Consider the following 25006-nt stretch of genomic DNA (forward strand, 5'->3'; position numbering starts at 1 on the left):
TCACAGCCACGGCCTTTACCGCTTGTTGACTCAGGTCAACATCCTCTGGTGTCGGTTGCGCGATAGTTGCCATCGCAAAATCCAAACCGACCGGTCACCGTGCCGGCCACTCCATTCCCGGTCTCTGAGGATGTGACCATGAATGAAACCCTGATCGAGCTCTCCAGGCTGCAGTTCGCCCTGACAGCCATGTATCACTTTATCTTCGTGCCGCTGACCCTGGGCATGACCTTTATGTTGGCGATTATGGAGTCCGTCTATGTGATGACGGGCAAAACCATCTATCGCGACATGACCCAATTCTGGGGCAAGCTGTTTGGTATCAACTTTGCGCTGGGTGTTGCCACCGGCATCACCATGGAATTCCAGTTCGGTATGAACTGGTCGTATTACTCGCACTACGTGGGTGATATTTTCGGCGCACCACTGGCGATTGAAGGTTTAATGGCCTTCTTCCTCGAATCCACCTTCGTCGGTCTGTTCTTCTTCGGCTGGGATCGGCTGAGCAAGGTACAGCATCTGGCTGTCACCTGGCTGGTTGCGCTGGGCTCCAACCTCTCAGCGCTGTGGATTCTGATCGCTAACGGCTGGATGCAATACCCGATCGGCAGTGCGTTGAACATCGATACCATGCGCATGGAAATGCAGAGCTTTGCCGAAGTGCTGCTGAACCCGGTCGCTCAGGTGAAATTTGTGCACACCGTCTCTGCCGGTTACGTCACCGCTGCCATCTTTGTGCTGGCGATTTCCGCCTACTATCTGCTGCGCAACCGCCACATTGCCTTTGCGCGGCGCTCGTTCGCCATTGCTGCAAGCTTCGGTCTGGCGTCGACCCTGTCGGTCATCATTCTCGGTGACGAAAGCGGTTATGAGCTGGGCGACGTGCAGCAAGTGAAATTGGCGGCGGTCGAAGCCGAATGGGAAACCGAACCGGCTCCGGCTGGCTTTACGCTGATCGGCTTCCCCAATGACGAAACCGAATCCACCGATCTGGCGATCAAGATTCCCTGGGTCATGGGCATCATCGCGACGCGTTCACTGGATGAGGAAGTGGTTGGCCTGAAGGATCTCAAAGAGATTCACCGCGAACGCATCATCAGTGGTGTTGACGCCTACGCCCTGCTCGATGAAGTCCGCGCCGGTACCGCAACGGACGAACAGCAAGCGGTGTTCGATGCCAACAAAGACGACCTCGGCTACGCCATGCTGCTGCAGCCGTTTACCGACGACATTACCAACCCGTCGCAAGCAGCCATCGATAACGCCGTTGAATACAGCATCCCGAAAGTGGCACCGCTGTTCTGGAGCTTCCGCATCATGGTCGCCTGTGGCTTCCTGATGCTGGCGGTCTTCCTCTATGCCTTCTGGCTGAGCACGCGTCACCGCATTGCCAAGCCGCGCTGGTTCCTGAAAGTGGCGCTGTTCTCACTGCCACTGCCGTGGATTGCCTGCGAAGCCGGTTGGTTTGTCGCCGAATACGGTCGTCAGCCCTGGGCCATTGCCGAAGTGCTGCCGGTGCATACGGCGGTATCCAACCTGGCGGTCAGCGATGTGGTACTGACGCTGGTCGGCATCACCCTGTTCTATACCGTCATGTTTATCCTCGGTTTCTATCTGATGCAGAAATTCGCCCGCAAAGGCCCGAGCGATGACAGCGCCGAAACCGACACTGATTACGTTTTGAAAGGAGTGCAGTCATGATCGATTACGAACTGCTGCGAGTCATCTGGTGGTTGCTGGTTGGCGTGCTGCTGATCGGTTTCGCCATCGCCGATGGTTTCGATCTGGGTGTCGGCTCCTTGCTGACGCTGGTCGGTCGTAGCGACGAAGAACGTCGCGTGATGATCAACACCATTGGTCCACACTGGGACGGCAACCAAGTTTGGTTTATCACCGCCGGTGGTGCCATCTTTGCTGCCTTCCCGTTCATCTACGCCACCGCCTTTTCCGGCTTCTACCTGGCGCTGTTCGTTACCCTGGCAGCGCTGTGGATGCGTCCGATCGGTTTCGATTACCGCTCCAAGCTGGACAACCCGACCTGGCGCAAAGCTTGGGACTGGGCGCTGTTCGCCGGTGGTTTCGTACCGGCGCTGATCTTCGGTGTCGCCTTTGGCAACGTCATTCAGGGCGTGCCCTTCACCTTTGATGATGTACTGAAAGTCACCTATCACGGTTCTTTCTTTGGCTTGCTGAATCCGTTTGCCATCCTCACCGGTCTGGTCAGTGTGGCCATGCTGTTGATGCACGGCGCCGTCTGGCTGCAACTGAAAACCGACGGTGTCTTGCTGACGCGTGCTCGTTTCGTTGCCTACATTCTGGGTATTGCCACCGCCGTGCTGTTCGCTCTGGCTGGTGTCTGGGTGGCCTTCGGTATCGATGGTTATGTGATGACCGGTGCGGTGGTGACAAACGGCCCGTCCAACCCGCTGAACAGCACGGCCGTACGCGAAGCCGGTGCCTGGATGACTAACTACGGTCGCTTCCCGCAGTTGATTCTGGCTCCCGTAGTCGGCATCGCTGCCGCCCTGGCAACCGCCTGGTTAAGCCGCATCAGCCGCAGTGGCTGGGCTTTTGTCACCAGCAGTCTGTCCATGGCCGGCATCATCTTCACCGCCGGTGGCTCACTGTTCCCGTTTATGTTGCCCAGCTCCGCTGATCCGAGCATGTCGCTGACGGTTTGGGATGCGTCTTCCAGTGAGATGACTCTGATGATCATGCTGGTCGTCGCGCTGATTTTCGTGCCCATTATCCTGGCCTATACCGCCTGGTGTTTCTGGAAAATGCGCGGCCGTGTCCGCGAACAAGACGTTGCATCTGGTCAGGCTCATACTCTGTATTAAGGAGATCGACTATGTGGTATTTCACTTGGATTCTCGGCGTCTTGCTGGCCTGCAGTTTCGGCATCATTAACGCCATGTGGCTGGAAGCCACCGAGAACCTGGACCGGCCGCTGGATCAGGACGACGCCTGAACTCAGGCATAGCAGTTTGAAACTCAGCAGTAAGGGTTACGCATGAGCAAGCCCCGTCAGGGTGACAATGCCGGTGAGAATGCCGTCGAGTTGAACTGGCTCGACGCCCAAGGCCGCTCCATCCGGGCGGCCATGACCGGACTGAAAAGCCTGGCGCTGGCCGGTCTGGTTATCACTCTGGGGCTTTATGCGCTGCTGGCACGGATGGTTCAGGATCTGTTGGTTAACGGTCAGTGGCCTGCCCTGTCCATGATGAGCGGTTTGATCGCCCTGATCGCCGCTCAATGGTTATTTTCCGAAGCTCGCTTGCGCGCACGCAGCCGGTTGGCGAAACGCCTGACGGGTCGCCTGGCCAGCGAGCTTTTTACTCAGGGCTATGACAAAGGTTGGGTGTTACTGCGCCGTCATTCGCTGTCGGCCTGGCACGACCTACTCACCAAACGGCTCAAAGCCGTCGAACATTTTCTCATCGACTATGGATTGCAACGCTGGCTGGCGAGCGTCATGCCGCTGTTGGTGTTGTTACTGGTATGGCCGATCAGTTGGGTGGCGGGTTTAATCCTGCTGCTTACTCTGCCGCTGATGCCGCTCTTTATGTGGATCGTCGGCGTCGGTGCGGCCCAGGCACAGCGCCGCCATTTCACCGCTCTGGATCGCCTCGGCGCCTTCTTTATGGATCGCCTGCAAGGCGCCACAACCTTGTGGACGCTGAACCAGTCGGATGCCCAGTTGCAGCGTTTTAAGCAAGCGCACGGTGAACTGGAACAGCGCACCGCTGAAGTCGTCAGGCTGGCGTTTTTATCCGCTTCGGTGCTCGATTTTCTGGCGACCCTGTCGGTCGCTCTGGTCGCCGTTTATATCGGTTTTTCACTACTGGGCGAACTGAATTTTGGTTTCTGGGGTCGTCCATTCAATTTGGGCACGGCCCTGTTTTTATTACTGCTGACGCCGGCTTTTTTTGCCGAACTCAAAGCCATGGGCAAGCTGTACCACGCCCGTGCCGACGCCATCGCCGCGGCCGAAGAACTGGCGCCAGTGCTCAACCAGGCGCTGGTCAGCGATGCCGATAACGCCCGCACGCGCTTCGAACAACTCAGCGCACATCAATGGCAGGTTTTGGGTTACGAAGGCGACGTCATTATCGATGGTGATCAGTTGCAGTTTGCCCGCGGCGACCGTGTCTGGCTGCAGGGTCCGTCCGGCTCCGGCAAATCCACCTTGATTGATGCCTTGATGGGGCTGCGGCCCATCGCTGGCGACTGGCAACTCAATGGCGAGGACGTCAGCCATCTAAAAGGCTTAAGCGGTTCCGTGGCGCTGTTGACGCAACGCCCGGTGCTGTTGCCCGGCTCGGTGCTGGAAAATATCACTCTGCATCAAGCCAGCCGCGAAACCGCCGAGCAGGCCATCAATGCCGTCGGCCTGACCTCTTGGCTGGCACAATTAGCGCACGGCCTGGATACCGAACTGGGCGAACACCCGCCGCTGTCCGGCGGGCAGGCACAACGTCTGGCGTTGGCACGGTTGTGGGCGCTGCAACCGGAACTGGTGCTGCTTGATGAACCCACCGCCCACCTTTCCGAACACGAACATCGTGAACTGGTGGCACTGCTGGAAGCTCGGCTGGCAGACACGACGCTGGTCTGGGTGTCGCACCGCACCCTGAATCCGAGCTTCTTTAACCGCATCTGGCACGCCGATGGCGACGGGAGGTTGCAACTTGTTGCCGCTTGATCGCCGTACCCGCCAATGGCAGTGGGCCGGTTTCGGTTTAGCCCTGGTCTATCTGGCCATGGTGCTGGGATTACTGGCGCTGTCCGGTTGGTTTATTGCCGCCTCGGCCATCGCTGGCGCCTGGGGCTTGGCCGCCCAATTCAATTATGTAGTGCCCTCAACATTGATCCGCATGATCGCCTTCCTGCGCGTTTTAGGGGGTTATGGCGAGCGTTATGTTGGCCATCTGGGCTTGCTCAGACGGCTGGGTGCCATTCGGGCTCGGTTGTTTGCCAAGCTGGTCCATGAACCGGAAACGGCGCCTTCAGCCGAAGCACTGGAACGTGTTGATGCCGACGCCGATGCCTTTGCCAGTCTTTGGGTACAGGTGTGGCATCCGCTGGGCAGCTCGGCGGCTATGCTGATTGGTCTGTCGTTGTTGTTTGCCTGGCTGGTGCCTTTAGCAATCGGCGTTTGGTTAGGCTTTGCAGCGGCCGCTATCGTCTTGCTGACGCTGTCTTTCGTGCAGCACCGCCGTCAGGTTCAGTTGAGCCTGGCCAGCCACGCCGAGGTGCGCTCAGCCTGGCTTGACTGGTCGCGAGCCGCGCCCATCTGGCGTTTGCTGCCCGATCAGGGTGAACCCAACGCCGTCCAAGCTGCCTGGCAAGATTGGCAGCAAGCCGATTTAGCGGAAGAAGCTTCGGTCCAGCGACTGGAGTTCAGTCTGCAGATTTTGGGTTGGCTGGCCGTCTTGGCATTGGGCTGGTTGCTCTATCAAAGCGGCGCAGACAGCCGTGGTCAGGCATTGCTGCTGGTACCAGTGTTGATCTGGGTCGCGGCACGCGACTGGTTGTCCAACGCTGCCCGCGCTTTACCGGAATTGAGCCGACGCCGCGAACGCGCCCAGCGCTTAGATCCGTTGCTGCAAGCCGTTGCCAGCCCAGCAGTGAGTATCCCTGCCTGGCCCGGTGACACTGCTATTCAACTGCAGCTCAAGGACTACCGCTGGCAGCGCAACGACCGTCAGGGTACGCCGCTCGACCTGAAACTCAATCAACCGACGCTGGTGTTGCTGGATGCTGGTTCCGGTCAGGGCAAAAGCAGTCTGTTTCAGGCCTTGCTGGGGCAACTGCCTGAGCAAGGCGAGCTCTATCTAAACGGTATCGCCGGCGCCGAACTCAGCGCTGAGCAGCGCCGTGCCTGCTTTCACCTCAGCGAGCAATTCGGTCATGTCTTCAGCGATACGCTGGCGGCCAACCTGAGGCTGGCGAAAACGGATGCCAGCGACGAGGATTGTTGCGCCGCCCTGCGCTGGGCCGGCCTGGATAATTGGGCCAATAGCGAAAGCCTGAGTATGTGGGTCGGAGAACCCGGCCGGCCGCTGTCCGGCGGCGAACAAAAACGTCTGAATCTGGCGCGCGCCTGGCTGCGCGATGCGCCCGTCTGGCTGCTCGATGAACCCTTTGAAGGCCTGGATGACGCGCGCCAACAACAGCTGGCTCAGCGCCTGCAGCAAAAGGCGGCCGAGCGTATTCTGATTCTGGCATCACACCAAAGACCGGCCGCGTTGAAACCGCACCTATTGGCACGCTGGTAACCGAACGCTCTTGGCGCCCTGCCCTTAATCCTGTGATACTCAGGCTTTGTTCTGTCGACGAGCTTACCGTGCCACTATCCATACTCAAACCCTGGTACCAACGCTTCAACGCCTGGCTGTGGCTGACGCCCAGCCAGGATCTCACCGTACCGATGCGCTACCTGCGCCGGTTTTGCCGCATCCTCTATGCGGTGATCCGCGATCTCACCCAGGGGCCGACCAATCTACACGCCATGGGGCTGGTCTACGGCACTCTGTTGGCCGTTGTGCCTTTTCTGGCGTTGACCTTTTCGGTACTGAAAAGCTTCGGCGTGCACAATCAGCTCGAACCGGTATTACAGAATTTGCTGCTGGCACCACTGGGTGTTCGCAGCCAGGAAATCATCGACAACGTCATCGGCTTCGTCGACAACATTCAGGTGCGAGTGCTCGGTGCGGTCGGCTTAGGCTTGCTGGTGTTTACCGTCCTATCGCTGGTGCAGAAAGTCGATCACGCCTTTAACCAGACCTGGCGCGTGCACCAGCCCCGACCACTGACGCAAAAACTCAGCAATTACCTAAGCGTGATGCTGATTGGTCCGCTGTTGGCATTTTCTGCTCTGGGTGCAACGGCCACCATCGTCAGCTCCGACACCGTCCACAACTTACTCGAGGTGGCGCCACTGAGTTGGTTGTTCACCTTGATCACCCGGCTGGCGCCCTACGTCTTTATCATCGTGTTGTTCACCTTTATGTATGTGTTGATTCCCAACACCAAGGTGCGGCTGAGGCCGGCGCTGATCGGTGGCACGGTGGCCGGTATTACCTGGCAGTCGGTGGGCTATCTGTTTACCGTCTTTGTCGCCGGCTCCGGTCGTTTTGCGGCGATTTATTCCGGTTTCGCGGTCGGCGTTCTGCTGTTGGTGTGGATCTATCTGGCCTGGCTGATCTTGCTGACCGGCGCCACCGTGGCTTATTACAGCCAGCACTCGCATCAGATTACCCCGCGCCGCCAGACCCGACCCAGCGCTCAGGGGGATGAACAGTTGGGTTTATCGTTGATGTACCGCGTCGCGCATCGGTTTGATCAGGGCCTGTCGGCGCCAACACTGATGCACCTGGTAACCAGCAGCAATGCCGATCCGGAAACCACTGACCGACTGGTGCGCAAACTCTTGTCGCATCACCTGCTGGTGCGCACCGAAGACATGGGATTGGTACCCGCTAAACCGCTGGATCAGATCTCGCTGACGCAGTTATTGGCGGCGTTGCGCGCCAACGATCATATGCCGCTGACCGGGCCGGGTCAGAATGCCCAGGTGCGGGCGACCATCGAAGAATTGGAAGCGGCACTGGCCGAGCATTTCGACCAGCGCAGTCTGGAAGCTTGGGTACGGCAGACCGACTGACGCTTTAAACGCCAGCCAATGCCTGATTAAGGTCGTCGATCAAATCATCGACGGCCTCAATACCGACCGACAAACGCAGCAGATCGTCCGGCACCGGCGTGCCCTCGCCTTCGATACTGGCGCGATGCTCCACCAGGCTCTCCACGCCGCCCAACGACGTCGCACGCTTAAACACCTTCAAGCGTGCTGCTACCGCGATCGCGGCTTGTTCACCGCCTTGCACACGAATCGACAGCATGCCAGTAAAGCCACCCTTCAACTGCTGACTCGCCAATTTATGGTAAGGACTGTCCGGTAAACCCGGATACAACACATCAACCAAAGTGGGATGCTTTTGCATGGCTTGCGCAATGGTCAAAGCGCTGTGGCTGGCCGCTTTCACACGCAGATCCAGCGTGCGCATGCCGCGCAGCAACAGAGCCGCTTCAAAGGGCCCGAGGATACCGCCTTGCTGACCACGCACCGCAGCCAGTTGCTCCCACCACTCATCTTGGCGTGGGGTGACCAAGGCACCCGCCATGACATCGGAATGGCCGTTCAGATATTTGGTGGCCGAATGCATCACCAGGTCGGCACCCAATTCCAGCGGCCGACACAGAATCGGCGTGGCGACGGTGGAATCGACCGCCACCTTGGCGCCGGCGGCGTGCGCCAATTTGCACACGGCGGCTATGTCGGTCACCGACCACAACGGATTGGCCGGGCTCTCCAGCCACACCAGCTTGGTCTGACCGGGTTTTAACGCCTGTTCAACCTGGACCAGATCTTCCGTCTCGACAAACTCAACGGTCACCTGCCAGCGCTGGGCATACTGCTTCAACCAGTTACGCAGCGACCAGTACATCACCTTGGGGGCAATCACATGATCACCGGTCCGCAAAGTCTGAAACACTGCCGTCGCGGCTGCCATGCCCGAGGCAAAAAGCATCGAATCGGCGCCGTTTTCCAATGCGGTCAATAAGGCTTCGGCGGGTTGGTAGGTCGGGTTATTGGGGCGCGAGTAAACATTGCCGGTGGGATAGCTGTTATCCGGCGCCCGTTGATAGGTGGTGGCGGTATAGATCGGCGGCACCAGTGATTGAGTGGTGTCGTCGATCAAGCCCATTGCCTGAGCGGCAAGTGTGGCGGGTTGTTTTTGCTGAGACATAATTTATACATCAGGTAGCGATTAACGCCGCGATAATAGCATGCCCTAGTCTTCCACCACTGGAACGGCGAGTTGCTCATCCAGCTTATCGAGCAGACGACGCATCTCATCAAGACGCCGATGCACCTGCACAAGTTCGTCATCGGTGACGGCTTCGTAGCCGCGCCAAAAACCCCAGCCGTAACCCCAGCGATAACCGGTCGGCCAATAAGGTGAGCCGCCAACACGAACACCGGCAAGCATGATTTCACCGATTTCTTCTGCACCAATGTCGGCCACACACTGACGTAATTCTTCATCGGCCTGACGCCGTTCATCGCGCGTGCCACCCATCCAGTAAGCCAGGTCATGCGCGATACAGCAGTCGAGCCATAGCGATTGCTGGCGCGGCGTGCCGTTGGGAAAAACGCTGCATCCATCGGTGGTGAAGGGTTTCAATTCATCGGCGCTGGTACTGACTGATGCCAACAACAAACTGCCCAGAAGCCACCAGCGTTTCATGCGTTCAATCTCAGTCGCAACACATGCTGGGGTCCGGCGGCGCCACCGAGATACAACTCGCCGTCATCTTCAAAACCGGCCAGACGATACAGATGATAAGCCGCCGGGTTGCGCTGATTGACCGTCAGGACAATCGCCGGGTGCTGGTAATAATGTTGTTTCAGATAAGGCACCAAGGCCGCGCCGGTTGCCTTACCCAGACCCTGGCCCTGAAAGCGCTGATCAATCAAGAAGGAGCGCAACCCCAACTCGCCCGGTTCGGCGAAGTCGTAAAACTGACTGTAGGCGGTATCGATATTACAGAAACCGACCGGCTGGTTATCGCGTTCAATAAAATGAAAATGGTCGGTGGGTTGGGCGGCGTCCAGAATGTCATCCAGAGTGCCAACAAACTCGCGTTGCGCTTCGGCCACGCTCAGCGTGCGAGCGTCGTCCCAATCGGCGGGGGTTAATCTGCGTAGAGTGATCATCATGATGTACTGCAAAAGATTCGCTTCTGTTTTACCACAGAACGGTCCTTTGGCGCCAAGGGACGGCCTGAGCCAGAAGCCAGATCAGCACCAAAGCCCCATCCGAAAATAAGCAATGTCACCTTTATAAAACCGTTCGCCTTCGGGTTGCATGCCAAATCGCTGGTAAAAACCGATGGCAGATTCGCGGGCATCACACCAGAAGTAGCGCACCGAACGCGACGGTAATTCATCGAGAATTCGTTGCAGCACAGCGCTGCCAATGCCCTGTTTTTGATAGCCAGCCAAGGTCGCAAACTTACGCAAGCGCGCGGTATTACCCTCAAAGAAAACGGACGCCACCGAGACCAATTGATCGTCTATTGACGCGCCCAGATGCCAGGCCGATTCGTCACCCTCGACCCGACAATAGGATTCCGGTTGGTCAGGCCAGAGTACCTGATGTCGAATTACCAAGGTTTGCTGCCACTGAACAGACCTAAGTAAGAGAGCGGTTTTTCGATTCACGCTAAACAATCCGGCTAAGCAGGGCGTCGTACGATCGACGCGAATCATAGAGTCCGCAGAGCGTAAAACAACGCCCGGCAAAGATCAGCCTGGCAGCGCGATTCCAGCGGCAGAAACCGGTTACATTGAACCTTATTAAACATTTCAATTGAAAATAAAAACATCACTTATTGCACCATTAGTGTTGCCAGAAACCACTTTGCTGTTAGTATCGATGTTCAATTGAACATCACATAATAACAACTGACCGGGCGAGTCCTGCCAAGATGTTCAATGCCCAGCATGGCTTTGCCATGTCGTGTGGGCCGCCCGACGGAGAACAATAATGACTCTGCGTAACAAACTGCTCACTGGCCAGATCCTGCCAAGATTAGCGCCGTCTGCTCCGGTTTTAGCCTCTGCCCTCTTGCTGGGGCTGATCAGCAGCCAGGCTCACGCTGACTGTGAACGTGGCGCGCTCGATACCCTGTACTGCGATACCAACGGCGATATGGTCGCCGATGTGCCGACCGATGAATCTCAGTGGGTTAATCCTGACACCCTGATCTTTGCCTACACCCCGGTTGAAGACCCGGCCATTTATTCTGATATCTGGCAGCCGTTTATCGAGCATCTGTCCGAGGTAACCGGCAAGGACGTGCGCTTTTTTGCGGTCCAGTCCAACGCCGCTCAGGTCGAAGCCATGCGCAGCGGTCGTTTGCACATCGCTGGTTTTTCCACTGGCCCGACGCCCTTTGCCGTGAACCTCGCCGGCGCGGTTCCGTTCGCGCTGATGGGCTCCGACTCCGGTCAGTTCGGTTACACCCTCCAGGTTTATACCCACGTCGATTCCGACATCCACGAAATTACCGATCTGAAAGGCAAGCGCGTGGCGCACACCTCGCCGACCTCCAACTCCGGCAACCAGGCACCGCGTGCGCTGTTCCCGGAAATGGGCGTGGTGCCGGGTGAAGATTATGAAATCCTGTTCTCGGGCAGCCACGATCAATCCATGCTGGGCGTAGTCGCCAAAGACTACGATGCTGCTCCGGTCGCCTCGGAAGTGGTTGAACGTATGGCCGCTCGCGGTCTGTACGATGAGTCTGATGTGCGTCTGGTATGGGAGTCCGATCGCTTCCCGACTACCTCCTACAACTACGCCTACAACCTGCATCCCGACCTGGTCGAAAAAATCCGCGAAGCCTTCTACAGCTTCGAGTTTGCCGGCACCGAACTGGGTGAAGAATTTGAAGGCGTGGAAACCTTTATCCCGATCAACTACCAGCAACACTGGCGTGTCATCCGCACCATTCAGGCGTCCAACGGTGTGCAGTACACCCGCGACAACCTGCAATAAGAGACCGGCTTCAATAAGCAAACGGGCGCTTCCGGCAATGTCGGAAGCGCCCTCGGGAGTGAATCAGATGTTAGAAATTAGCAACCTCGTCAAGCGCTACGGGCACAACGACCCTGTGCTGAAAGGTCTCGATTTGAAGGTCGACGGCAGCAGCGTGGTGTCCATCGTTGGCGCCTCGGGCGCGGGTAAAAGCACCTTGCTGCGCTGCATCAATCGATTGGTCGAACCGACCTCGGGTTCAATCAAACTCAACGGCAAGGAGTTGGTCAATCTGCGCGGCAGCGAATTACGTCACTCGCGCCGGCGCATCGGCATGGTGTTTCAGGGCTTCAACCTGATTGATCGTTTAACAGTAATGGAAAACGTGCTGTCCGGTCGTCTCGGTTATGTGTCGTTTTTTCAGGCGCTGACGCGGCGTTTTCCGCAAGCCGATATCAACCGCGCTTTTCACCTGATGGAGCGTGTTGGTATTGCCCATTACGCCGATAAACGCGCCGATCAATTGTCCGGTGGGGAACGTCAGCGGGTTGCAGTAGTACGCGCCTTGATGCAAGAGCCAGAGATTCTATTGGCCGACGAACCAACCGCTTCACTCGACCCGAAAACCTCGCAACAAATTATGAGTCTGCTGCAACGTCTGGCCAGTGAAATGTCACTGCCGGTGTTGATCAATATTCATAACGTAACGCAGGCGCGGATGTACACCGACCGCATTGTCGGTATGCGTCATGGCCAGATGATTTTTGATGGTGCGCCCAAAGATTTTAATCAGGACGCTTTGGATGCCATCTACGGCGGCATTGAATCGCCTGATGAAGACAACAGCGAGTCCGATTCCGCCGACGATCAGACCGAGGGAGCCTTGGTATGACTGACCTGAAAACGGCAGCCCGCGGCGCGCCCAATCGGGTCTGGAAAAAGCCACCCTTTATCGCCAATCCCTGGGTGCGCTATGGCTTGATTGCCGTTACTTTCTGCTATCTGTACTGGGCTTTTGCCACCTTGCCGTTCGACTGGGAACGCATTGCCGAAGGTCTGCCTCGTGCCGGTCGAATTTTTGGTGGCGCTTTCCCGCCAAGTTTTGAACGCGGTGGATTGCTCTGGACCGGCTTTAAAGAAAGTTTCCAGATCGCCTTTTTAGCAACGCTGCTGGGCGTCTCTTTATCGTTGCCGATCGCGGTGATGGCCGCGCGCAATGTGGCGCCCCTGCCGGTCTATTTAATCGGCCGCACGCTGATCATCGTGTCGCGCAGTTTCCATCCGGTCATCGTCGCCATCTTGTTTGTTGCCGCTGTCGGCTTTGGTCCTTTGGCGGGCATTCTGACGCTAACGCTCTATTCGATTGGTTTTGTCGCCAAGTTACTGGCCGAAGAAATCGAAGAGATCGACTGGGGCCAGGTGGAAGCCATGCGCTCGGTCGGCGCTGGTTATTTAAAGATGCTGATCTACGGAATTTTCCCGCAAATCATGCCGCGTCAAATCGGCCTGGCCATGTATCAGCTCGACAGTAATCTGCGCGCTTCGGCGGTGGTTGGCATTGTCGGCGCCGGTGGCATCGGCGGCACCCTGATGAATGCCTTCGGCCGTTACGATTACGATTTCGCGTTTGCCATCTTGCTGATGATCATCGGCATCATTTTGATCAGTGAAGCCATCAGCGGCTGGGTGAGGAAAAAAGTATGGTAGATCAAGCTGCAACGCTGGCGGATCGCGTCTGGTCACGCTACAGCCGCAAACAACAATTCACCCGCTACGCCGTTTATCTCGCCACCTTGATTGCGGTGGTCTGGGCACTCCAGGACATCGATATTTTCTGGCCCTGGGTGTGGGACGCGCCGAACCAGATTCAGAGTCTGGCGGTGCGCATGTGGCCGCCGGCCTTCAACACCTGGAACGAGATCTTCCGCGCCATGCTGGAGACTGTTCATATCGCCACGCTGTCCACGGCGTTAACCATCTTTATTGCCTTGCCGGTGTCTTATATTGCCGCGCAAAACACCACACCGAACAAAGCCACGCTCTGGTTGGGTCGTTTTATTCTGGTGTCGAGCCGGTCAGTTAACACCATTATCTGGGCGCTGCTGTTTGTGGCCATTTTTGGTCCGGGCGTGCTGGCCGGTATTCTGGCGGTGATGTTCCGCTCCATCGGTTTTATCGGCAAATTGATGGGTGAAGCCATTGAGGAAATTGACCGTCGCCCGGTGGAAGCCATGGAAGCGACCGGTGCCAGCAAGATGAAGGTGGTGCTCTACGCCATTGTGCCTCAGGTAATGCCGGCATTTTTCGCCATCATTATTTTGCGCTGGGACATCAACATCCGTGAATCCACGGTGCTCGGTCTGGTCGGCGCTGGCGGCATCGGCGTGTTGCTGCAAGGTTCGATCGATCTGTTCGCCTGGCAGACCGTCGCCACCATTTTGCTGGCCATTGTGGTGCTGGTTGTCTTGGGCGAATCGATCACCAGCGCGCTGCGCAAGAAGGTGATTTGACCCTGGCGCTGATCACTCGTGGTAACGAGTGATCAGCGCCAAATCATAAATTGGAAAGCCGTAACGATGTTGAATACTATCAATCTCGCCGACGCCGACATTTTGTTTACCGATGTCGACGATACCCTGACCACCCAGGGCCGACTGTTACCAGAAACCTATGTAGCGATTTGCCGTCTGGCCGAGGCTGGCATTCAGGTAATTCCGGTCACCGGTGGTTGCGCCGGTTGGTGTGATCAGATTATCCGCACCTGGCCGGTTACGGCGGTGATTGGCGAAGGCGGCGCTTTTTATGCGTCGCGCTCTGGGGCCCAGACCGTTGTCTGGCAGTTCTGGGATAAAGCGTCATCACACCGACATGATCAATCTGCCATTCTGGCCGAAATAGCGGCGTTGGACTTAGGCTTTGAAGTGAAGCTCGCCAGCGATCAGGCGTTTCGTTACGTCGATGTGGCGCTGGACTACAACCAGCAGCAATCACTGAGTCCGGAACAGGTGACACGGGTGCGCGACGCGCTGCTGGCGTGTGGCTTTAATGTCCGGCAAAGTTCGATTCATCTGAACGTTTGGCGCGGCGATTTCGACAAGGCGACGATGGCGATGCGAGTCGGTCGTGAATTGCTTGGTCTGGATAGACAAACACTGCAACAGCGTGCTGTCTTTATTGGCGACGCACCCAACGATGAATGCATGTTCCGCGATTTTCCACTGAGCATCGGCGTGGCCAATATTCGCAAACATCTGCCGACGATGACGCATCAACCAACGGCTATTGCCGACCAGCCTTCGGGCCTGGGTTTCGCTGAAATGGTGGACGTCTGGTTGCAACAGCGTGCCGCCGTACCCAGCCAACTCGCTTAATACCAGGATGGACCAACTGATCGTGTACCGGATTCAATGAGCGCCAAAGAACGACAGCACAGCATTCTGCAATGGGTGCATGAGCAAAAGCATGTCGAAGTTGAAGACATCGCCCAGCGTTTTGGCGTGACCACCCAAACCGTTCGTCGTGATATCAACAAGCTGTGCGAACAGGGTTTATTGCGTCGCCGCTATGGCGGAGTCAGCTTACCGACGACTGCGGTTAATCCGGCACCGGGCGATGGTCTGGTTCGCAACGAGCAAACCAAACGCTTAATGGCAGCGCGGCTGGCGGCCGACATTCCCGAAGGTTCCACCGTCAGCCTCGGTGTTGGCAGCACCATCGAATGGGTGGCCCAGGCGCTGACGCATCATCAATCGCTGCGTATTCTCACCAATAACCTCAGTGTAGCGTCGGCGTTATCGAGTAATTCCGGCATCGAAGTCATCGTCTCCGGCGGCCAATACCGACACAAGGATCACGATGTGGTCGGCCCCGAAGTCACCAACTTTTTCAGCTCCTTTATTACCGACTTCGGCATCATCAGCACCGGCAGCATGGACTTGAAAAACGGCCTGATGGATTACGACATTCGCGAAGCCGAAGTCAGCCGTGCCATCATCGCTAACACGCGCTCGCGAATACTGGTAGCCGACAATAGCAAGTGGACCCTGAACTCACACTGCAAAGTGGCTTCATTCAAATACGTCGATCGTTTTTACACCGATGTTCTGCCCGAACAAAAACGCATCGCCCTGCCCGACTCCATCGAAATCATTGAATCGGGTCAGGCCAGCGACGACGTTGATCAGGACGATTCGGTTTCCGCTACCAGCCTGTCATAACAGCACGACTACTTCATCATCGCCGTCAGCTTCAGCCGCTCGTTGCGATGGGTAATAACCGGGATAATTCGACTGGCAACCAGCCAAGCAATACCAAAAGCCAGCAAACCCAACCATTCGAAGAAGAAGATATAACGCGGAAAGTGCTCGTCCAGGTAATCCTCAAACCCCAGATAAGCGAGCATGAAAACAATAGCTAGGCAGATACCAACCAGACAGACACGATAAATCAGGCTGCGAAAACCGGCCTCACGGTAGGTGCCACCTTTATTTTTTGCACTGCAGCTGAACGACCAGCAAAAATACGCCAGAACCGCGAACAACACCGCAGCGGCGAGGTAATGCACGACCCCAACCCAGGTCGCTAAAGTGTCGGGGGCGCTGACACCCGCCGTCGGAAATAACGCAATGCATACGGCACTGACTGCAGCTAGCTTACTAAGAATGGATTGCCTGGCATGGTCACCATTATAAGCAAATAAAAACGCCGCCATGGCAAAGAGTGAACCGACAAACACATCTCTGGCCGCGCCATCGTCATGGTAGGAAGCGCTAATGGAGCCGAGCGGATTGCCGGTGGTCAGTAAGATAACCAATAGCGGCAGCAGCAAGGCGATCAAACCGACAATCAGTCGCAACACATGGTGGTCAATTTCTTTCTGGTGATTTTCCCTGTTCATAACGCCTCCTGGCTGCAATCGATAATCGACAACTGTATTAGACAGTATTCAGCTTTATACACCTCAGCGTCCCTGCCGAAATGCCCGGCTCGCTAGAGGAGCCGGGAATATTATTTAAAAACGGATGTGATGGAAATTAAATTTATTGCCGTCCAGATCACGGAAATAGCCGCCGTAGAACTGCTTACCTCGGTAGCCTGGCATTCCTTCATCGGTCGCGCCCAGTGACAAAGCTAAGGCATGCATCCGATCAACCATCTCCGGGCTGTCCGTCTGCAAGGCCACCATACTGCCGTTGCCCACGGTGGCCGGCGCCTCATCGAAGGGTTCGTTGACAATCAATAACGGCGCTTTATCGCCAAACTGCCAGGCCACCAGTCGATCCGTTTGGTAAGCCCGTTTTGCCGACAGGGCGGCAAAGAGTTGATCAAAAAAAGCTGTGGCTTTCGCCAAGTCGTTGGTGCCAATAGTCAGGTAAGTGATCATCTTGGATCTCTCTTTCAGATTTATGCGAATTGGTATTCCAAAGCTGAGTCGCCAACCCCTGGGTTGCTGCCACCTGGGTCGACGCCTGATCAACAATCGGCTTAACAATGCGCATAAACACCTCCTTCTATTGGTCTATTGGAACGCAGGTGATTGCTACCTGCTCCGCCATACTGCCACCTGGCGCTCAGAAATGCCATGTCAGGGTTGAAAAACCTCTTGCCGAGTCAACCTCTACCAGCACTTATTGATATTGCCACCCAACGACAAGGGTAATGTTCTATGGACCTCGAACAGATTCAATCGGTATTGGATAACTGGACTGGGCTCAGCCTTTGGTTAGTGCTGGTCGCCGCCTGCCTGGGCTGGGTGCTCTATGATCTTCGCCACAGCAACCGCCATATCCCTTCAATGATGCAATGGGTCTGGGCGCTGACCGTGCTCTATTCCGGCCCCATCGGTCTACTGTGTTATCGCTATTCCGGACGCAAACAAATCGCTACCGACAGTCTTGCCCGCAAGGGTCTGCGCTCGGTGGCGCACTGTTATTCCGGCTGTGGCATCGGCGAGATTGTTGGTGTGATTATTTCGGTCGGCCTGTTTGCATTAGGTAACATCCCTGCCGCCATCATCACCTTTGCACTGGCTTACATTTTTGGCTTCGCGCTTAACATCGGACCGATGATGCAAAGCGGTATGGCATTCCGAGAAGCCCTCAAAGGCGCTTTCTTTGCCGAAACCATCAGCATCACCGTGATGGAGGCCGTGGCAATCACGACAGATATTTACCTGGGTGGACAAGCCGGCATGAGCGACGCCCAGTTCTGGAGTTCACTCTATATCTCGCTCAGCCTCGGCCTGTTTGCAGCCTGGCCAGCGAACATTCTACTGATTCATTACGGCATCAAGGGTGGCATGGGCGACCCAAGAGAAGAGCACGCCCAACACGCTCATTGAGTATTGGCGCTGCTTATTTCTCAGGATAACCGTCGAGCTTGGGCGCGACGGTTATGCCATCTTCCCAATTAGCCCGGCTGGCCATAAACAGATGGGCAGTCGGCGCCGTATCGACTGAGTCATCCAGACAACCAGCAGGAACGAGCACCATCCGCCCTTCCTTCATCACCGTCGGTACCGGCGAACCACAATGGCTGCAAAAGGAGCGCGTATGGCGCGTATCCGGCAGATTATAGGTTTTTATCAGTTGTTCACCGGACAACCAGGTCACCGAGGCCGGACTGGCAAAGAGGTTGGACGCATGCGCCGAGCCCGTGCCTTTCTGGCAGTAATGACAATGGCAAAAGAAGAAGTGTTTGAATTCGCCTTCCAGCGTAAAGCGAACTTGATTGCACAGGCAGGAGCCTTGGGTGTTCATCAGCGGGACCCTTTATTATCGCTATTTAACAATAGTGACCCCTATTTACAGCAGGCTCAACAAGATGATGTTATGAAAAGTCGTATTGAGCCGTTAAATCCAAACATCACCCTCTGCAGTCTTATCCGATTGTTCCTCGCCGGTATTCACAACGCCAGTCGGCTCGATAATTAATATCTTGGCTTCACGCTCTGCATAGGGTTTGTGCTCAACGCCTTTGGAGATCACATACATCTCGCCTTCTTTCAGGACAACATACCCATCGCGAAAATCAATGCGCAGCTCACCTTCCAACACAATAAAAGTTTCATCCGTCTCTTTATGATCGTGCCAGACAAAGTCACCTGCGACTTTGACCACTTTGAACTGGTAATCGTTCATCTGAGCAATCACTTTGGGTGACCAATGCTCGCTGAACAGCTTAAGCTTTTGTTGAAAGTTAATGGCTTGATAGGTCATCTCAGCTCCTATTACGAAAATATCGCTTTATTCCGTCGGCTCAGCATTCAAGACAAAGGCACGCCAGTGCTCCATTTCCGGTTGTGTACGATTCACGTAGTGCGCGTATTGCAGACTAAGGAAACCACTGCCGGCGTAGACGTATTTAACCACCACACGCTGCGCCGGCCAGCCGCCACAGCCATCATCCCACCATTCGATGGTGATGTTGTAATCGGCTTTCTCGAGCAACTCAGCACCAAAGGACGGACAGTCTTGTTGCAGGCCCGCCAATATCTCGTTAACGACTCCGTTGTACATCGACTGAGGTATTTGCTGATACATAAAGGTGATCAATTCACTCCAGTCTTCAACGCTTTCATCATCACGAACCCACTCGATAATATACTGATCGGCTTGCTCGCGTTCATAGCCAACATGCCAGTTGTGGGCCGGGGGGAAGATGACATCCCAGCTTGGCATGTCGTCAGCTGAGACAAGCGGAGAGAACAATATAAAAAGAACCATAAACGGTTTTTTCATAAGGACATTAACCTTGGTTTTGTAGCGAATACCTGTCCAATACCCTAACAGACAGCCTTCATTGTTGATCATTGTAGAATGCCAACTTGATTTTACAGCGCTGATAAAGCGCACCATCAAAATGCTTTGGCATCACTCACTCTGGCTCGTAATGTTTCAATGAAGGCACGATCACCTTTCTGCTCGGTTGATAGAGCAATCTGTATCCATTGCCCATTTCTGCCTTCAATTCGATAAAGACTGTCTTTAATACTGCTCCCCGCCTCGACCAGCTCAATCTTGGTAATGTCGATATAACGAATCGAGTAGACCTGAAAACTTTGCTGATTGTCATCGGGTAGGTAGAGTGCTACCCGAGATTGAGAAAGAAAGGTACCGCCTTGCAGAATGGATGCGACCCCGAAGGAATAGAAGTACTCCATGTTTTCGCCAGCTTGCAGAATATTATTAGCCACTAATACAGATTCATCCTTGGCTGAAATATCCCGCTCCGCTTGCACCCTCGTCGATGGCAACACGCCCGTGACCGTCATCATTACAAAAGTCATAGCCGCAATAATAATCACCGTACCGGGAATGATCGTGAAGTAGAACCATTTGGCAGTTTTCTTGTAATCTGGATTTACTTCTTTCTCGATCCTTTTAAAAACAAAACTGCCTCGGATCGCATTGCCAAAGTAATAAAGAAAAATCAGAGTGAATAAACTGGCCACGGCATTGAAGTTATTTGTCTCAAATCCTAAATAAAACTTTGCAGATATAAAATAAATGAACATAAAGACAGCGGCGTATCTTGATTTTTTATAGATGCCAAAGGCAACAAAAAAGACAAGTACGACATCAATCAGATTAAGCGCATTGTTCCATACTGAAAACTGGCCTCCGGCATCGGTCGCTAGCGCGATTAAAACAATGAAGAGCGATATCGTTCCTGATATGACGGCAGCAATAGCACCACGTCTGGTGGCTCGTACGGCTTCTTCTCTGTTCATACTGCATCCTTATGCTTCTACAACTTAACAACGCCCAGTTGGCGCTGAGCCAGGTCTCAGCAGCTATCAGTATTGGCGGCCCAGGTAGGCACTGATGTCGTCGTGCCCCTGACTGTTTGCTATCTCCAACAAGGTTTCGTTATCTCTGGAGATAACGTTGAGGTCAGCACCATGCTCCACCAGAAACTGAACACACTCCATATTGCCTTCGCGAACCGCCCATTGAATGGGGTTGTAGGCCAACACGCCATAGGCATTGGAAACCGTCATCACATGGGCCTTATCGATGTCGCCACCGTATTCCAGCGCCATAGCCAGCATCTGCGTATTACATGTCGCCGAATAACCCACGACTGCAGAAAAACCAAAGGCGTTGGCTGCATTCACATCCGCACCCGAGCGAATCAGAAACTCAGCCATGTCGTAATGACCCATTTCGGAGGCGCGCAACAACGCCGTTCCGTAATAGGACACACGTCCATCAATTTCCACGCCCTGAGCAAGGATATATTGAACAATCTCCAGATTGCCAAAGATGGTCGCATAGGCGAGTGCCTTGTTGATCTGGTTGGGCTGGTATGGCGGGTCCAAATCTACATCGCCCGCTTCAACAATGGTTTTTACCGCGGCTAAGTCGTGATTTCTGATAGCGGTGAAAAGCTCTTGTCTATGTTCCATTTGGCGGGTGGGTGACATAGCGCAACCGAGTAAAAGACCGGATAGCACTATGACAGCGATAAGCGATTTATACATCGAAGGTTCCCTTTACTTCAGGCCAGCAACTAGGGCCGTGCCTACAACACTGGGTGGGTAAAGTGTTCCAGCACAGAGAAGCTGGAACACACTGCACATACTGCTTAAAAATTACTGTTTGTAAGCGGCGGATCAAACGGATAGTACGGTGGTTTAAACCATGGGAAATCGATACGCGGGCTGGATACTTCTTCTATCGTGAGCCGCTCAGCACTTAGTGGAATGGAATAGCTCGTCCCATCAAGTACAAATTCCGCAGTCACAGGAATTTGAGTTCGGTAGTTCATAATAGTAAAGGTGCCGGGCAACACTCGGGTGACGGTATGGGGGTTGAGCTCAATCACAGCTTCTTCTGCTTCCAAGGTAGCAAGGCCCCTGCCGTAAATGACTTTAAAATCGGTCACCTGCCGTGGCGTATCAGTCAAATTCACCAGATAACCCGTGACCAGCGCCTTCGCTTCCAAGTCACTTGGGCCTAACCAGCCCATCGACTGCTGCAACGAGTAAAACGCGCTGACTTTCTTATCGTGATCCAGCCAGACTTCCACCCCAACTTCCCCTTCAATCACCCAACTGACCGAACCGTAGTATTTGGAGTAGTGGGTGGTTTCACGCACGCCATCTTTGAAGGTGGTGGTGGTCATATTATTCGCGGAGCGAGTGGCACAGCCAGCCGCAAATACAATAACAAACAGGGAAAGCGCTAATTTCGAGATGTTCATGAGTCCCTCATACAGCATGGTTCTTGGGGAAATAACGGGCCGGGAACGGCGCTTAGCGGGCCAAGCTTACCTCGGTAACGATGGTGTGCCAGTAAATCCAGTGACATAAATATAGCAGGAAACGCATTCTGGCCAGCGAAAAGCGGACAGATATGCACCTATCAAGTTGCACTCTTATTGAAGACAGGGAATTCTCTTCCAAGCCTTCAGTATGCTGCACGGCATAATCAGGTTGGCAAACAGGATTTAAGTCTGCTGTAGAAGCTCAAACTGGATTTTCTTTACCTAGAACTGGAGTAACAATAATGAAGCTCATGCAAAGAGCCGAGAATGTCTTTGCGGTTATATTAGTGATCGCCTTTTTTCTTCCCTGGATCAATATCGGCGGTTTTCTTTCGTTCTCCGGATACGAAATTGTGGAACTGTCTCAGGGGCTGAATCAATTCGCTGCATTAGGTAACCAACCTGGCAGCCCAGATCCATCACTGTACTTCTTCTATTTGGTCTATCTGATTCCCATTTTTGCTGTACTCACGGTCATCTTAAATGCTTATCAGAAGAACAGTCGTGTGGCTGCGATTGTGGCCGGTGTTGTGCCATTCCTTTTCCTTGTTTATGGTTTTACTCAGGGCGGTAGCAACATTATCCAAGGTATGGCCATTGGTTCTTGGCTGACATTACTAGCTGCGACGGCTTTACTGCTCGCTGTTTTTGATGTCATTAAATTACCTGCAGACAAGCAGGAAGAAAGCAGCGTCAAAGCAGACTAACCACCTATCATTGACCAACAAAAAAAAACCGACCACTATGGTCGGTTTTTTATCTAACCTGAAAACTTCAGCGGTGCTGTTAATCCAAAAACGCCGCGATCTGCTGAAATTCCTTTTCCAGGCTCTTCAGCTTTTTCTTACCCAGGCCACCCAGTACTTCGATGGCATGGCGCAGGCGGCCTCGAGTTAAGTCCGGGCCTAGGATGGACATGGCGTCGAGCACTGAAACCGAAGCTGGGGAACCGGTGATGGCGATAAACAGCGGTGCCATCAGGTCGCGCATTTTCAGGCCCTGGTGTTCGGCGACGGCTTTGACGTCGGCCATGATGTTGTCTTTTTCCCAGTGGCGTTGGGTTTCCAGTTTCCACAGCACCAGTTGCAGGGTTTTCTTCAGTTCTTCTTCGTCGAGTTTGACGCTTTCGAAACTCTCGCCGGTAAGGTTGGGAACACCCTGGAAGAAGAACATGGCCAGCGGTGCGGCGTCGCTTAGGCGTTCGATGCGTTGCTGTACCAACGGCAGGAAACTTTCCACAAAGCTGCGGTTAAATTTCCAATCCAGCAGGCGCTGCATCAGTTGTTCGGCGCTTAAATCTTCACGGATGTAACGACCATTGAGCCAGTCGAGTTTTTCCGGGTCGAATACCGGGCCGCCGAGGCTGATGCGTTTGTGATCGAAGTTGTCGATCATCTCGCTCTGGGTGAATTTTTCTTCGCCATTGGGCATGGTCCAACCCATCATACCGAGGAAGTTGATCAGTGCTTCGGGCAGGATGCCGACCGAGTGGTAGTAGTCGATCGAGGTCGGGTTTTTGCGTTTGCTGAGTTTCGATTTATCGGCGTTACGCAGCAGCGGCAGATGGCAAAACAACGGCGGTTGCCAGCCGAAATATTGATACAACAAAATTTGTTTCGGCGTGGAGGAAATCCATTCTTCACCGCGCAGTACGTGGCTGATTTCCATCAGGTGGTCGTCGACTACGCAGGCCAGGTGGTAGGTCGGCATGCCGTCACTTTTCAGCAGCACTTGCATGTCGATCTGTTTCCAGTCGATTTCGATTTGGCCACGCAGTTCGTCTTCCACCACGCACACGCCCTCTTCCGGCACTTTCATGCGGATGACGGATTTCTCGCCGGCGTGCAATCGGCTTTTTACGTCGGTCGGGTCCAGGTGCATACAGTGGCCGTCGTAACCGGCCAGGCCTTCGGCCTGACGTTCGAGGCGCATGGCGTCGAGGCGTTCGGCGGAGCAGAAACAATGGAAGGCGTAGCCTTCATCGACCAGCTGTTTGGCGTAATCGCCGTAGATGGCTTTGCGTTCGCTTTGGCGGTAGGGGCCGTATTCGCCGCCTTTGTCCGGGCCTTCGTCCCAGTCGAGGCCGAGCCAGGCCAGGGATTTCAGGATGGCGGCTTCACTTTCCGGGGTGGAACGCGTCTGGTCGGTGTCTTCGATGCGCAGAATAAACTCGCCGCCCTGGCTTTTGGCGAAGGCGCGGTTAAAGAGTGCAATGTAGGCGGTGCCGACGTGCGGGTCGCCGGTGGGGGATGGCGCGATGCGGGTACGAATCTTGGTCATGCCGGGCGGTCTCTTGGCTGGGCAAAGGCGGCGATTATAGCCGCTCAGCCTGGCACTAAAAAGTCAGCGACCGCCTGCAGCATCAATAAAACTGCCAGTAATGTAGGAAGCTTCGTCACTGAGCAACCAGGCGATGGCCGTGGCCACTTCCAGGGCGCTGCCACCACGCTGCATCGGCAGGGCCGGTGCCATGCGCGCAACCCGGTCGGGCTCGCCGCCGCTGGCGTGGATCTCGGTTTCGATCAAGCCCGGACGCACGGCATTCACGCGAATACCCTGGGCGGCCACTTCCAGGCTGAGGCCTTTGGTGAGTGCATCCACGGCGGCTTTGCTGGCGGCGTAATCGACATATTCATTGGGCGCGCCCAAACGTGCTGCGGCCGAAGAGACATTAACAATGGCGCCGCCCTGCCCGCCTTTGTCGGTCGCCATCCGCGTGACGGCTTCGCGGCAACACAAAAAGGCGCTGTTGACGTTGGTGCGAAACATTAAGTCGAGTCGGTCTTCGGTGATCCACTCCACCCGGGTTTGCGGCTGGACGATGCCAGCATTGTTAACCAGGGCGGTGAGCGTACCCAGCTCGTCATCAATGCGCTTGAACAGCTGCACGACGTCACTTTCCTGGCTGACATCGGCCTGGATAGCCACGGCACGTACGCCATGACCGTGCGCCTGGGCGACGACTTCGTTAGCTGCAATGGCGTTGTGCTGGTAGTTAATGGCCAGGTCATAGCCGCGTTGGGCAAGCAGTTGCGCCGTAGCTGCGCCGATGCCACGACTGGCACCGGTGATCAAAGCGATGGGTTGGCTCACGCTGGCTATCCTTTAAAGTGTTTCGGACGCATTAA

General features: G+C 55.0%; 28 protein-coding genes. 14 read left to right on the forward strand and 14 right to left on the reverse strand.

Annotated elements, in window-relative coordinates; translation table 11 throughout:
* The first annotated feature begins 138 nt into the window (after positions 1-138).
* The 6 genes from ACXAE6_RS15330 to ACXAE6_RS15355 all read left to right on the forward strand — a co-directional run bounded on the left by ACXAE6_RS15330 (position 139) and on the right by ACXAE6_RS15355 (position 7669).
* Positions 139-1701, forward strand: coding sequence for a cytochrome ubiquinol oxidase subunit I (locus tag ACXAE6_RS15330; protein ID WP_475150392.1), 1563 nt, complete (start codon positions 139-141; stop codon positions 1699-1701).
* On the forward strand, positions 1698-2840 hold the full coding sequence (gene cydB, locus ACXAE6_RS15335; RefSeq protein ID WP_475150396.1) for a cytochrome d ubiquinol oxidase subunit II: 1143 nt from the start codon (positions 1698-1700) through the stop codon (positions 2838-2840). Before ACXAE6_RS15330 ends, cydB begins: the two co-directional genes overlap by 4 nt.
* A gap of 11 nt (positions 2841-2851) precedes the next feature.
* Positions 2852-2971, forward strand: coding sequence for a cytochrome bd-I oxidase subunit CydX (gene cydX, locus ACXAE6_RS15340; protein WP_392800773.1), 120 nt, complete (start codon positions 2852-2854; stop codon positions 2969-2971).
* 42 nt (positions 2972-3013) lie between these two features.
* A complete protein-coding gene (locus ACXAE6_RS15345) occupies positions 3014-4705 on the forward strand; it encodes an ATP-binding cassette domain-containing protein (RefSeq protein WP_475150403.1) in 1692 nt (563 codons plus the stop codon).
* On the forward strand, positions 4692-6281 hold the full coding sequence (locus tag ACXAE6_RS15350; protein WP_475150409.1) for an ATP-binding cassette domain-containing protein: 1590 nt from the start codon (positions 4692-4694) through the stop codon (positions 6279-6281). Before ACXAE6_RS15345 ends, ACXAE6_RS15350 begins: the two co-directional genes overlap by 14 nt.
* Before the next feature lie 68 nt (positions 6282-6349).
* Positions 6350-7669 carry a YihY/virulence factor BrkB family protein gene (locus ACXAE6_RS15355; protein WP_475150415.1) on the forward strand — a complete coding sequence of 440 codons (1320 nt, stop codon included), beginning with the start codon at positions 6350-6352 and terminating at the stop codon, positions 7667-7669.
* Positions 7670-7673: 4 nt separating this feature from the next.
* Here the strand turns inward: ACXAE6_RS15355 and ACXAE6_RS15360 are convergent, their stop codons facing one another.
* The 4 genes from ACXAE6_RS15360 to ACXAE6_RS15375 form a co-directional block, all read right to left on the reverse strand.
* Entirely contained in the window at positions 7674-8816 is a 1143-nt protein-coding gene (locus tag ACXAE6_RS15360) for a trans-sulfuration enzyme family protein (protein ID WP_475150420.1), read from the reverse strand.
* A 45-nt stretch (positions 8817-8861) separates the two neighbouring features.
* Complete coding sequence (locus ACXAE6_RS15365) at positions 8862-9317, reverse strand: FAD-binding oxidoreductase (protein WP_475150424.1); 456 nt, start codon at positions 9315-9317, stop codon at positions 8862-8864.
* On the reverse strand, positions 9314-9790 hold the full coding sequence (locus ACXAE6_RS15370) for an N-acetyltransferase family protein (RefSeq protein ID WP_475150427.1): 477 nt from the start codon (positions 9788-9790) through the stop codon (positions 9314-9316). The genes ACXAE6_RS15365 and ACXAE6_RS15370 overlap by 4 nt, the downstream gene beginning before the upstream one ends.
* A gap of 81 nt (positions 9791-9871) precedes the next feature.
* Positions 9872-10243 carry a GNAT family N-acetyltransferase gene (locus ACXAE6_RS15375; protein ID WP_475150431.1) on the reverse strand — a complete coding sequence of 124 codons (372 nt, stop codon included), beginning with the start codon at positions 10241-10243 and terminating at the stop codon, positions 9872-9874.
* 376 nt (positions 10244-10619) lie between these two features.
* Between ACXAE6_RS15375 and phnD the strand changes: the two genes are divergently transcribed.
* The 6 genes from phnD (at position 10620) to ACXAE6_RS15405 (ending at position 15826) form a co-directional block, all read left to right on the forward strand.
* Entirely contained in the window at positions 10620-11630 is a 1011-nt protein-coding gene (phnD, locus tag ACXAE6_RS15380) for a phosphate/phosphite/phosphonate ABC transporter substrate-binding protein (protein WP_475150436.1), read from the forward strand.
* Between the two features lie 67 nt (positions 11631-11697).
* A complete protein-coding gene (gene phnC / locus ACXAE6_RS15385; RefSeq protein WP_475150440.1) occupies positions 11698-12501 on the forward strand; it encodes a phosphonate ABC transporter ATP-binding protein in 804 nt (267 codons plus the stop codon).
* Positions 12498-13316, forward strand: a complete 819-nt coding sequence (gene phnE / locus ACXAE6_RS15390) for a phosphonate ABC transporter, permease protein PhnE (protein ID WP_475150444.1) — start codon at positions 12498-12500, stop codon at positions 13314-13316. Before phnC ends, phnE (ACXAE6_RS15390) begins: the two co-directional genes overlap by 4 nt.
* Positions 13310-14119, forward strand: coding sequence for a phosphonate ABC transporter, permease protein PhnE (phnE, locus tag ACXAE6_RS15395; protein ID WP_475150446.1), 810 nt, complete (start codon positions 13310-13312; stop codon positions 14117-14119). The genes phnE (ACXAE6_RS15390) and phnE (ACXAE6_RS15395) overlap by 7 nt, the downstream gene beginning before the upstream one ends.
* Before the next feature lie 66 nt (positions 14120-14185).
* Positions 14186-14980 carry an HAD-IIB family hydrolase gene (locus ACXAE6_RS15400; RefSeq protein ID WP_475150448.1) on the forward strand — a complete coding sequence of 265 codons (795 nt, stop codon included), beginning with the start codon at positions 14186-14188 and terminating at the stop codon, positions 14978-14980.
* A 36-nt stretch (positions 14981-15016) separates the two neighbouring features.
* Entirely contained in the window at positions 15017-15826 is an 810-nt protein-coding gene (locus ACXAE6_RS15405; RefSeq protein WP_475150451.1) for a DeoR/GlpR family DNA-binding transcription regulator, read from the forward strand.
* An 8-nt stretch (positions 15827-15834) separates the two neighbouring features.
* Here the strand turns inward: ACXAE6_RS15405 and ACXAE6_RS15410 are convergent, their stop codons facing one another.
* Positions 15835-16506 carry a hypothetical protein gene (locus ACXAE6_RS15410; RefSeq protein WP_475150454.1) on the reverse strand — a complete coding sequence of 224 codons (672 nt, stop codon included), beginning with the start codon at positions 16504-16506 and terminating at the stop codon, positions 15835-15837.
* Between the two features lie 114 nt (positions 16507-16620).
* Positions 16621-16992, reverse strand: coding sequence for a VOC family protein (locus tag ACXAE6_RS15415; protein ID WP_475150456.1), 372 nt, complete (start codon positions 16990-16992; stop codon positions 16621-16623).
* A gap of 282 nt (positions 16993-17274) precedes the next feature.
* Here ACXAE6_RS15415 and ACXAE6_RS15420 point away from each other — a divergent pair, with 282 nt between their 5' ends.
* Positions 17275-17949, forward strand: coding sequence for a DUF4396 domain-containing protein (locus tag ACXAE6_RS15420; RefSeq protein ID WP_475150460.1), 675 nt, complete (start codon positions 17275-17277; stop codon positions 17947-17949).
* Between the two features lie 13 nt (positions 17950-17962).
* Here the strand turns inward: ACXAE6_RS15420 and ACXAE6_RS15425 are convergent, their stop codons facing one another.
* From ACXAE6_RS15425 to ACXAE6_RS15450, 6 genes are all read right to left on the reverse strand, one after another.
* Positions 17963-18367 carry a GFA family protein gene (locus ACXAE6_RS15425; RefSeq protein WP_475150463.1) on the reverse strand — a complete coding sequence of 135 codons (405 nt, stop codon included), beginning with the start codon at positions 18365-18367 and terminating at the stop codon, positions 17963-17965.
* Between the two features lie 93 nt (positions 18368-18460).
* Entirely contained in the window at positions 18461-18826 is a 366-nt protein-coding gene (locus ACXAE6_RS15430) for a cupin domain-containing protein (RefSeq protein WP_475150465.1), read from the reverse strand.
* A gap of 27 nt (positions 18827-18853) precedes the next feature.
* On the reverse strand, positions 18854-19288 hold the full coding sequence (locus ACXAE6_RS15435) for a hypothetical protein (protein ID WP_475150470.1): 435 nt from the start codon (positions 19286-19288) through the stop codon (positions 18854-18856).
* A 176-nt stretch (positions 19289-19464) separates the two neighbouring features.
* Positions 19465-20340, reverse strand: coding sequence for a hypothetical protein (locus ACXAE6_RS15440; protein ID WP_475150475.1), 876 nt, complete (start codon positions 20338-20340; stop codon positions 19465-19467).
* Between the two features lie 66 nt (positions 20341-20406).
* A complete protein-coding gene (locus ACXAE6_RS15445; protein ID WP_475150480.1) occupies positions 20407-21093 on the reverse strand; it encodes an ankyrin repeat domain-containing protein in 687 nt (228 codons plus the stop codon).
* Between the two features lie 104 nt (positions 21094-21197).
* Entirely contained in the window at positions 21198-21815 is a 618-nt protein-coding gene (locus ACXAE6_RS15450) for a hypothetical protein (RefSeq protein WP_475150486.1), read from the reverse strand.
* A 305-nt stretch (positions 21816-22120) separates the two neighbouring features.
* Here ACXAE6_RS15450 and ACXAE6_RS15455 point away from each other — a divergent pair, with 305 nt between their 5' ends.
* Positions 22121-22585 (forward strand): hypothetical protein, encoded by a 465-nt coding sequence (locus ACXAE6_RS15455; protein WP_475150490.1) that lies wholly within the window; start codon positions 22121-22123, stop codon positions 22583-22585.
* Between the two features lie 79 nt (positions 22586-22664).
* Here ACXAE6_RS15455 and gltX read toward each other — a convergent pair whose 3' ends face one another.
* Together gltX and ACXAE6_RS15465 are read right to left on the reverse strand one after the other, a co-directional pair.
* A complete protein-coding gene (gltX, locus tag ACXAE6_RS15460) occupies positions 22665-24158 on the reverse strand; it encodes a glutamate--tRNA ligase (protein ID WP_475150494.1) in 1494 nt (497 codons plus the stop codon).
* Positions 24159-24221: 63 nt separating this feature from the next.
* Complete coding sequence (locus ACXAE6_RS15465; protein WP_475150504.1) at positions 24222-24971, reverse strand: SDR family oxidoreductase; 750 nt, start codon at positions 24969-24971, stop codon at positions 24222-24224.
* Positions 24972-25006: the final 35 nt, after the last annotated feature.

It is taken from the genome of Saccharospirillum sp. ABV4_185, from assembly GCF_056159245.1.

Coding starts and splice junctions, on each gene's coding strand:
- ACXAE6_RS15330 (WP_475150392.1), top strand. CDS start 139: ATGAATGAAACCCTGATCGAGCTCTCCAGGCTGCAGTTCGCCCTGACA.
- cydB (WP_475150396.1), top strand. CDS start 1,698: ATGATCGATTACGAACTGCTGCGAGTCATCTGGTGGTTGCTGGTTGGC.
- cydX (WP_392800773.1), top strand. CDS start 2,852: ATGTGGTATTTCACTTGGATTCTCGGCGTCTTGCTGGCCTGCAGTTTC.
- ACXAE6_RS15345 (WP_475150403.1), top strand. CDS start 3,014: ATGAGCAAGCCCCGTCAGGGTGACAATGCCGGTGAGAATGCCGTCGAG.
- ACXAE6_RS15360 (WP_475150420.1), bottom strand. CDS start 8,816: ATGTCTCAGCAAAAACAACCCGCCACACTTGCCGCTCAGGCAATGGGC.
- ACXAE6_RS15365 (WP_475150424.1), bottom strand. CDS start 9,317: ATGAAACGCTGGTGGCTTCTGGGCAGTTTGTTGTTGGCATCAGTCAGT.
- ACXAE6_RS15370 (WP_475150427.1), bottom strand. CDS start 9,790: ATGATGATCACTCTACGCAGATTAACCCCCGCCGATTGGGACGACGCT.
- phnD (WP_475150436.1), top strand. CDS start 10,620: ATGACTCTGCGTAACAAACTGCTCACTGGCCAGATCCTGCCAAGATTA.
- phnC (WP_475150440.1), top strand. CDS start 11,698: ATGTTAGAAATTAGCAACCTCGTCAAGCGCTACGGGCACAACGACCCT.
- phnE (WP_475150444.1), top strand. CDS start 12,498: ATGACTGACCTGAAAACGGCAGCCCGCGGCGCGCCCAATCGGGTCTGG.
- phnE (WP_475150446.1), top strand. CDS start 13,310: ATGGTAGATCAAGCTGCAACGCTGGCGGATCGCGTCTGGTCACGCTAC.
- ACXAE6_RS15400 (WP_475150448.1), top strand. CDS start 14,186: ATGTTGAATACTATCAATCTCGCCGACGCCGACATTTTGTTTACCGAT.
- ACXAE6_RS15405 (WP_475150451.1), top strand. CDS start 15,017: ATGAGCGCCAAAGAACGACAGCACAGCATTCTGCAATGGGTGCATGAG.
- ACXAE6_RS15410 (WP_475150454.1), bottom strand. CDS start 16,506: ATGAACAGGGAAAATCACCAGAAAGAAATTGACCACCATGTGTTGCGA.
- ACXAE6_RS15415 (WP_475150456.1), bottom strand. CDS start 16,992: ATGATCACTTACCTGACTATTGGCACCAACGACTTGGCGAAAGCCACA.
- ACXAE6_RS15420 (WP_475150460.1), top strand. CDS start 17,275: ATGGACCTCGAACAGATTCAATCGGTATTGGATAACTGGACTGGGCTC.
- ACXAE6_RS15425 (WP_475150463.1), bottom strand. CDS start 18,367: ATGAACACCCAAGGCTCCTGCCTGTGCAATCAAGTTCGCTTTACGCTG.
- ACXAE6_RS15430 (WP_475150465.1), bottom strand. CDS start 18,826: ATGACCTATCAAGCCATTAACTTTCAACAAAAGCTTAAGCTGTTCAGC.
- ACXAE6_RS15435 (WP_475150470.1), bottom strand. CDS start 19,288: ATGCCAAGCTGGGATGTCATCTTCCCCCCGGCCCACAACTGGCATGTT.
- ACXAE6_RS15440 (WP_475150475.1), bottom strand. CDS start 20,340: ATGAACAGAGAAGAAGCCGTACGAGCCACCAGACGTGGTGCTATTGCT.
- ACXAE6_RS15445 (WP_475150480.1), bottom strand. CDS start 21,093: ATGTATAAATCGCTTATCGCTGTCATAGTGCTATCCGGTCTTTTACTC.
- ACXAE6_RS15450 (WP_475150486.1), bottom strand. CDS start 21,815: ATGAACATCTCGAAATTAGCGCTTTCCCTGTTTGTTATTGTATTTGCG.
- ACXAE6_RS15455 (WP_475150490.1), top strand. CDS start 22,121: ATGAAGCTCATGCAAAGAGCCGAGAATGTCTTTGCGGTTATATTAGTG.
- gltX (WP_475150494.1), bottom strand. CDS start 24,158: ATGACCAAGATTCGTACCCGCATCGCGCCATCCCCCACCGGCGACCCG.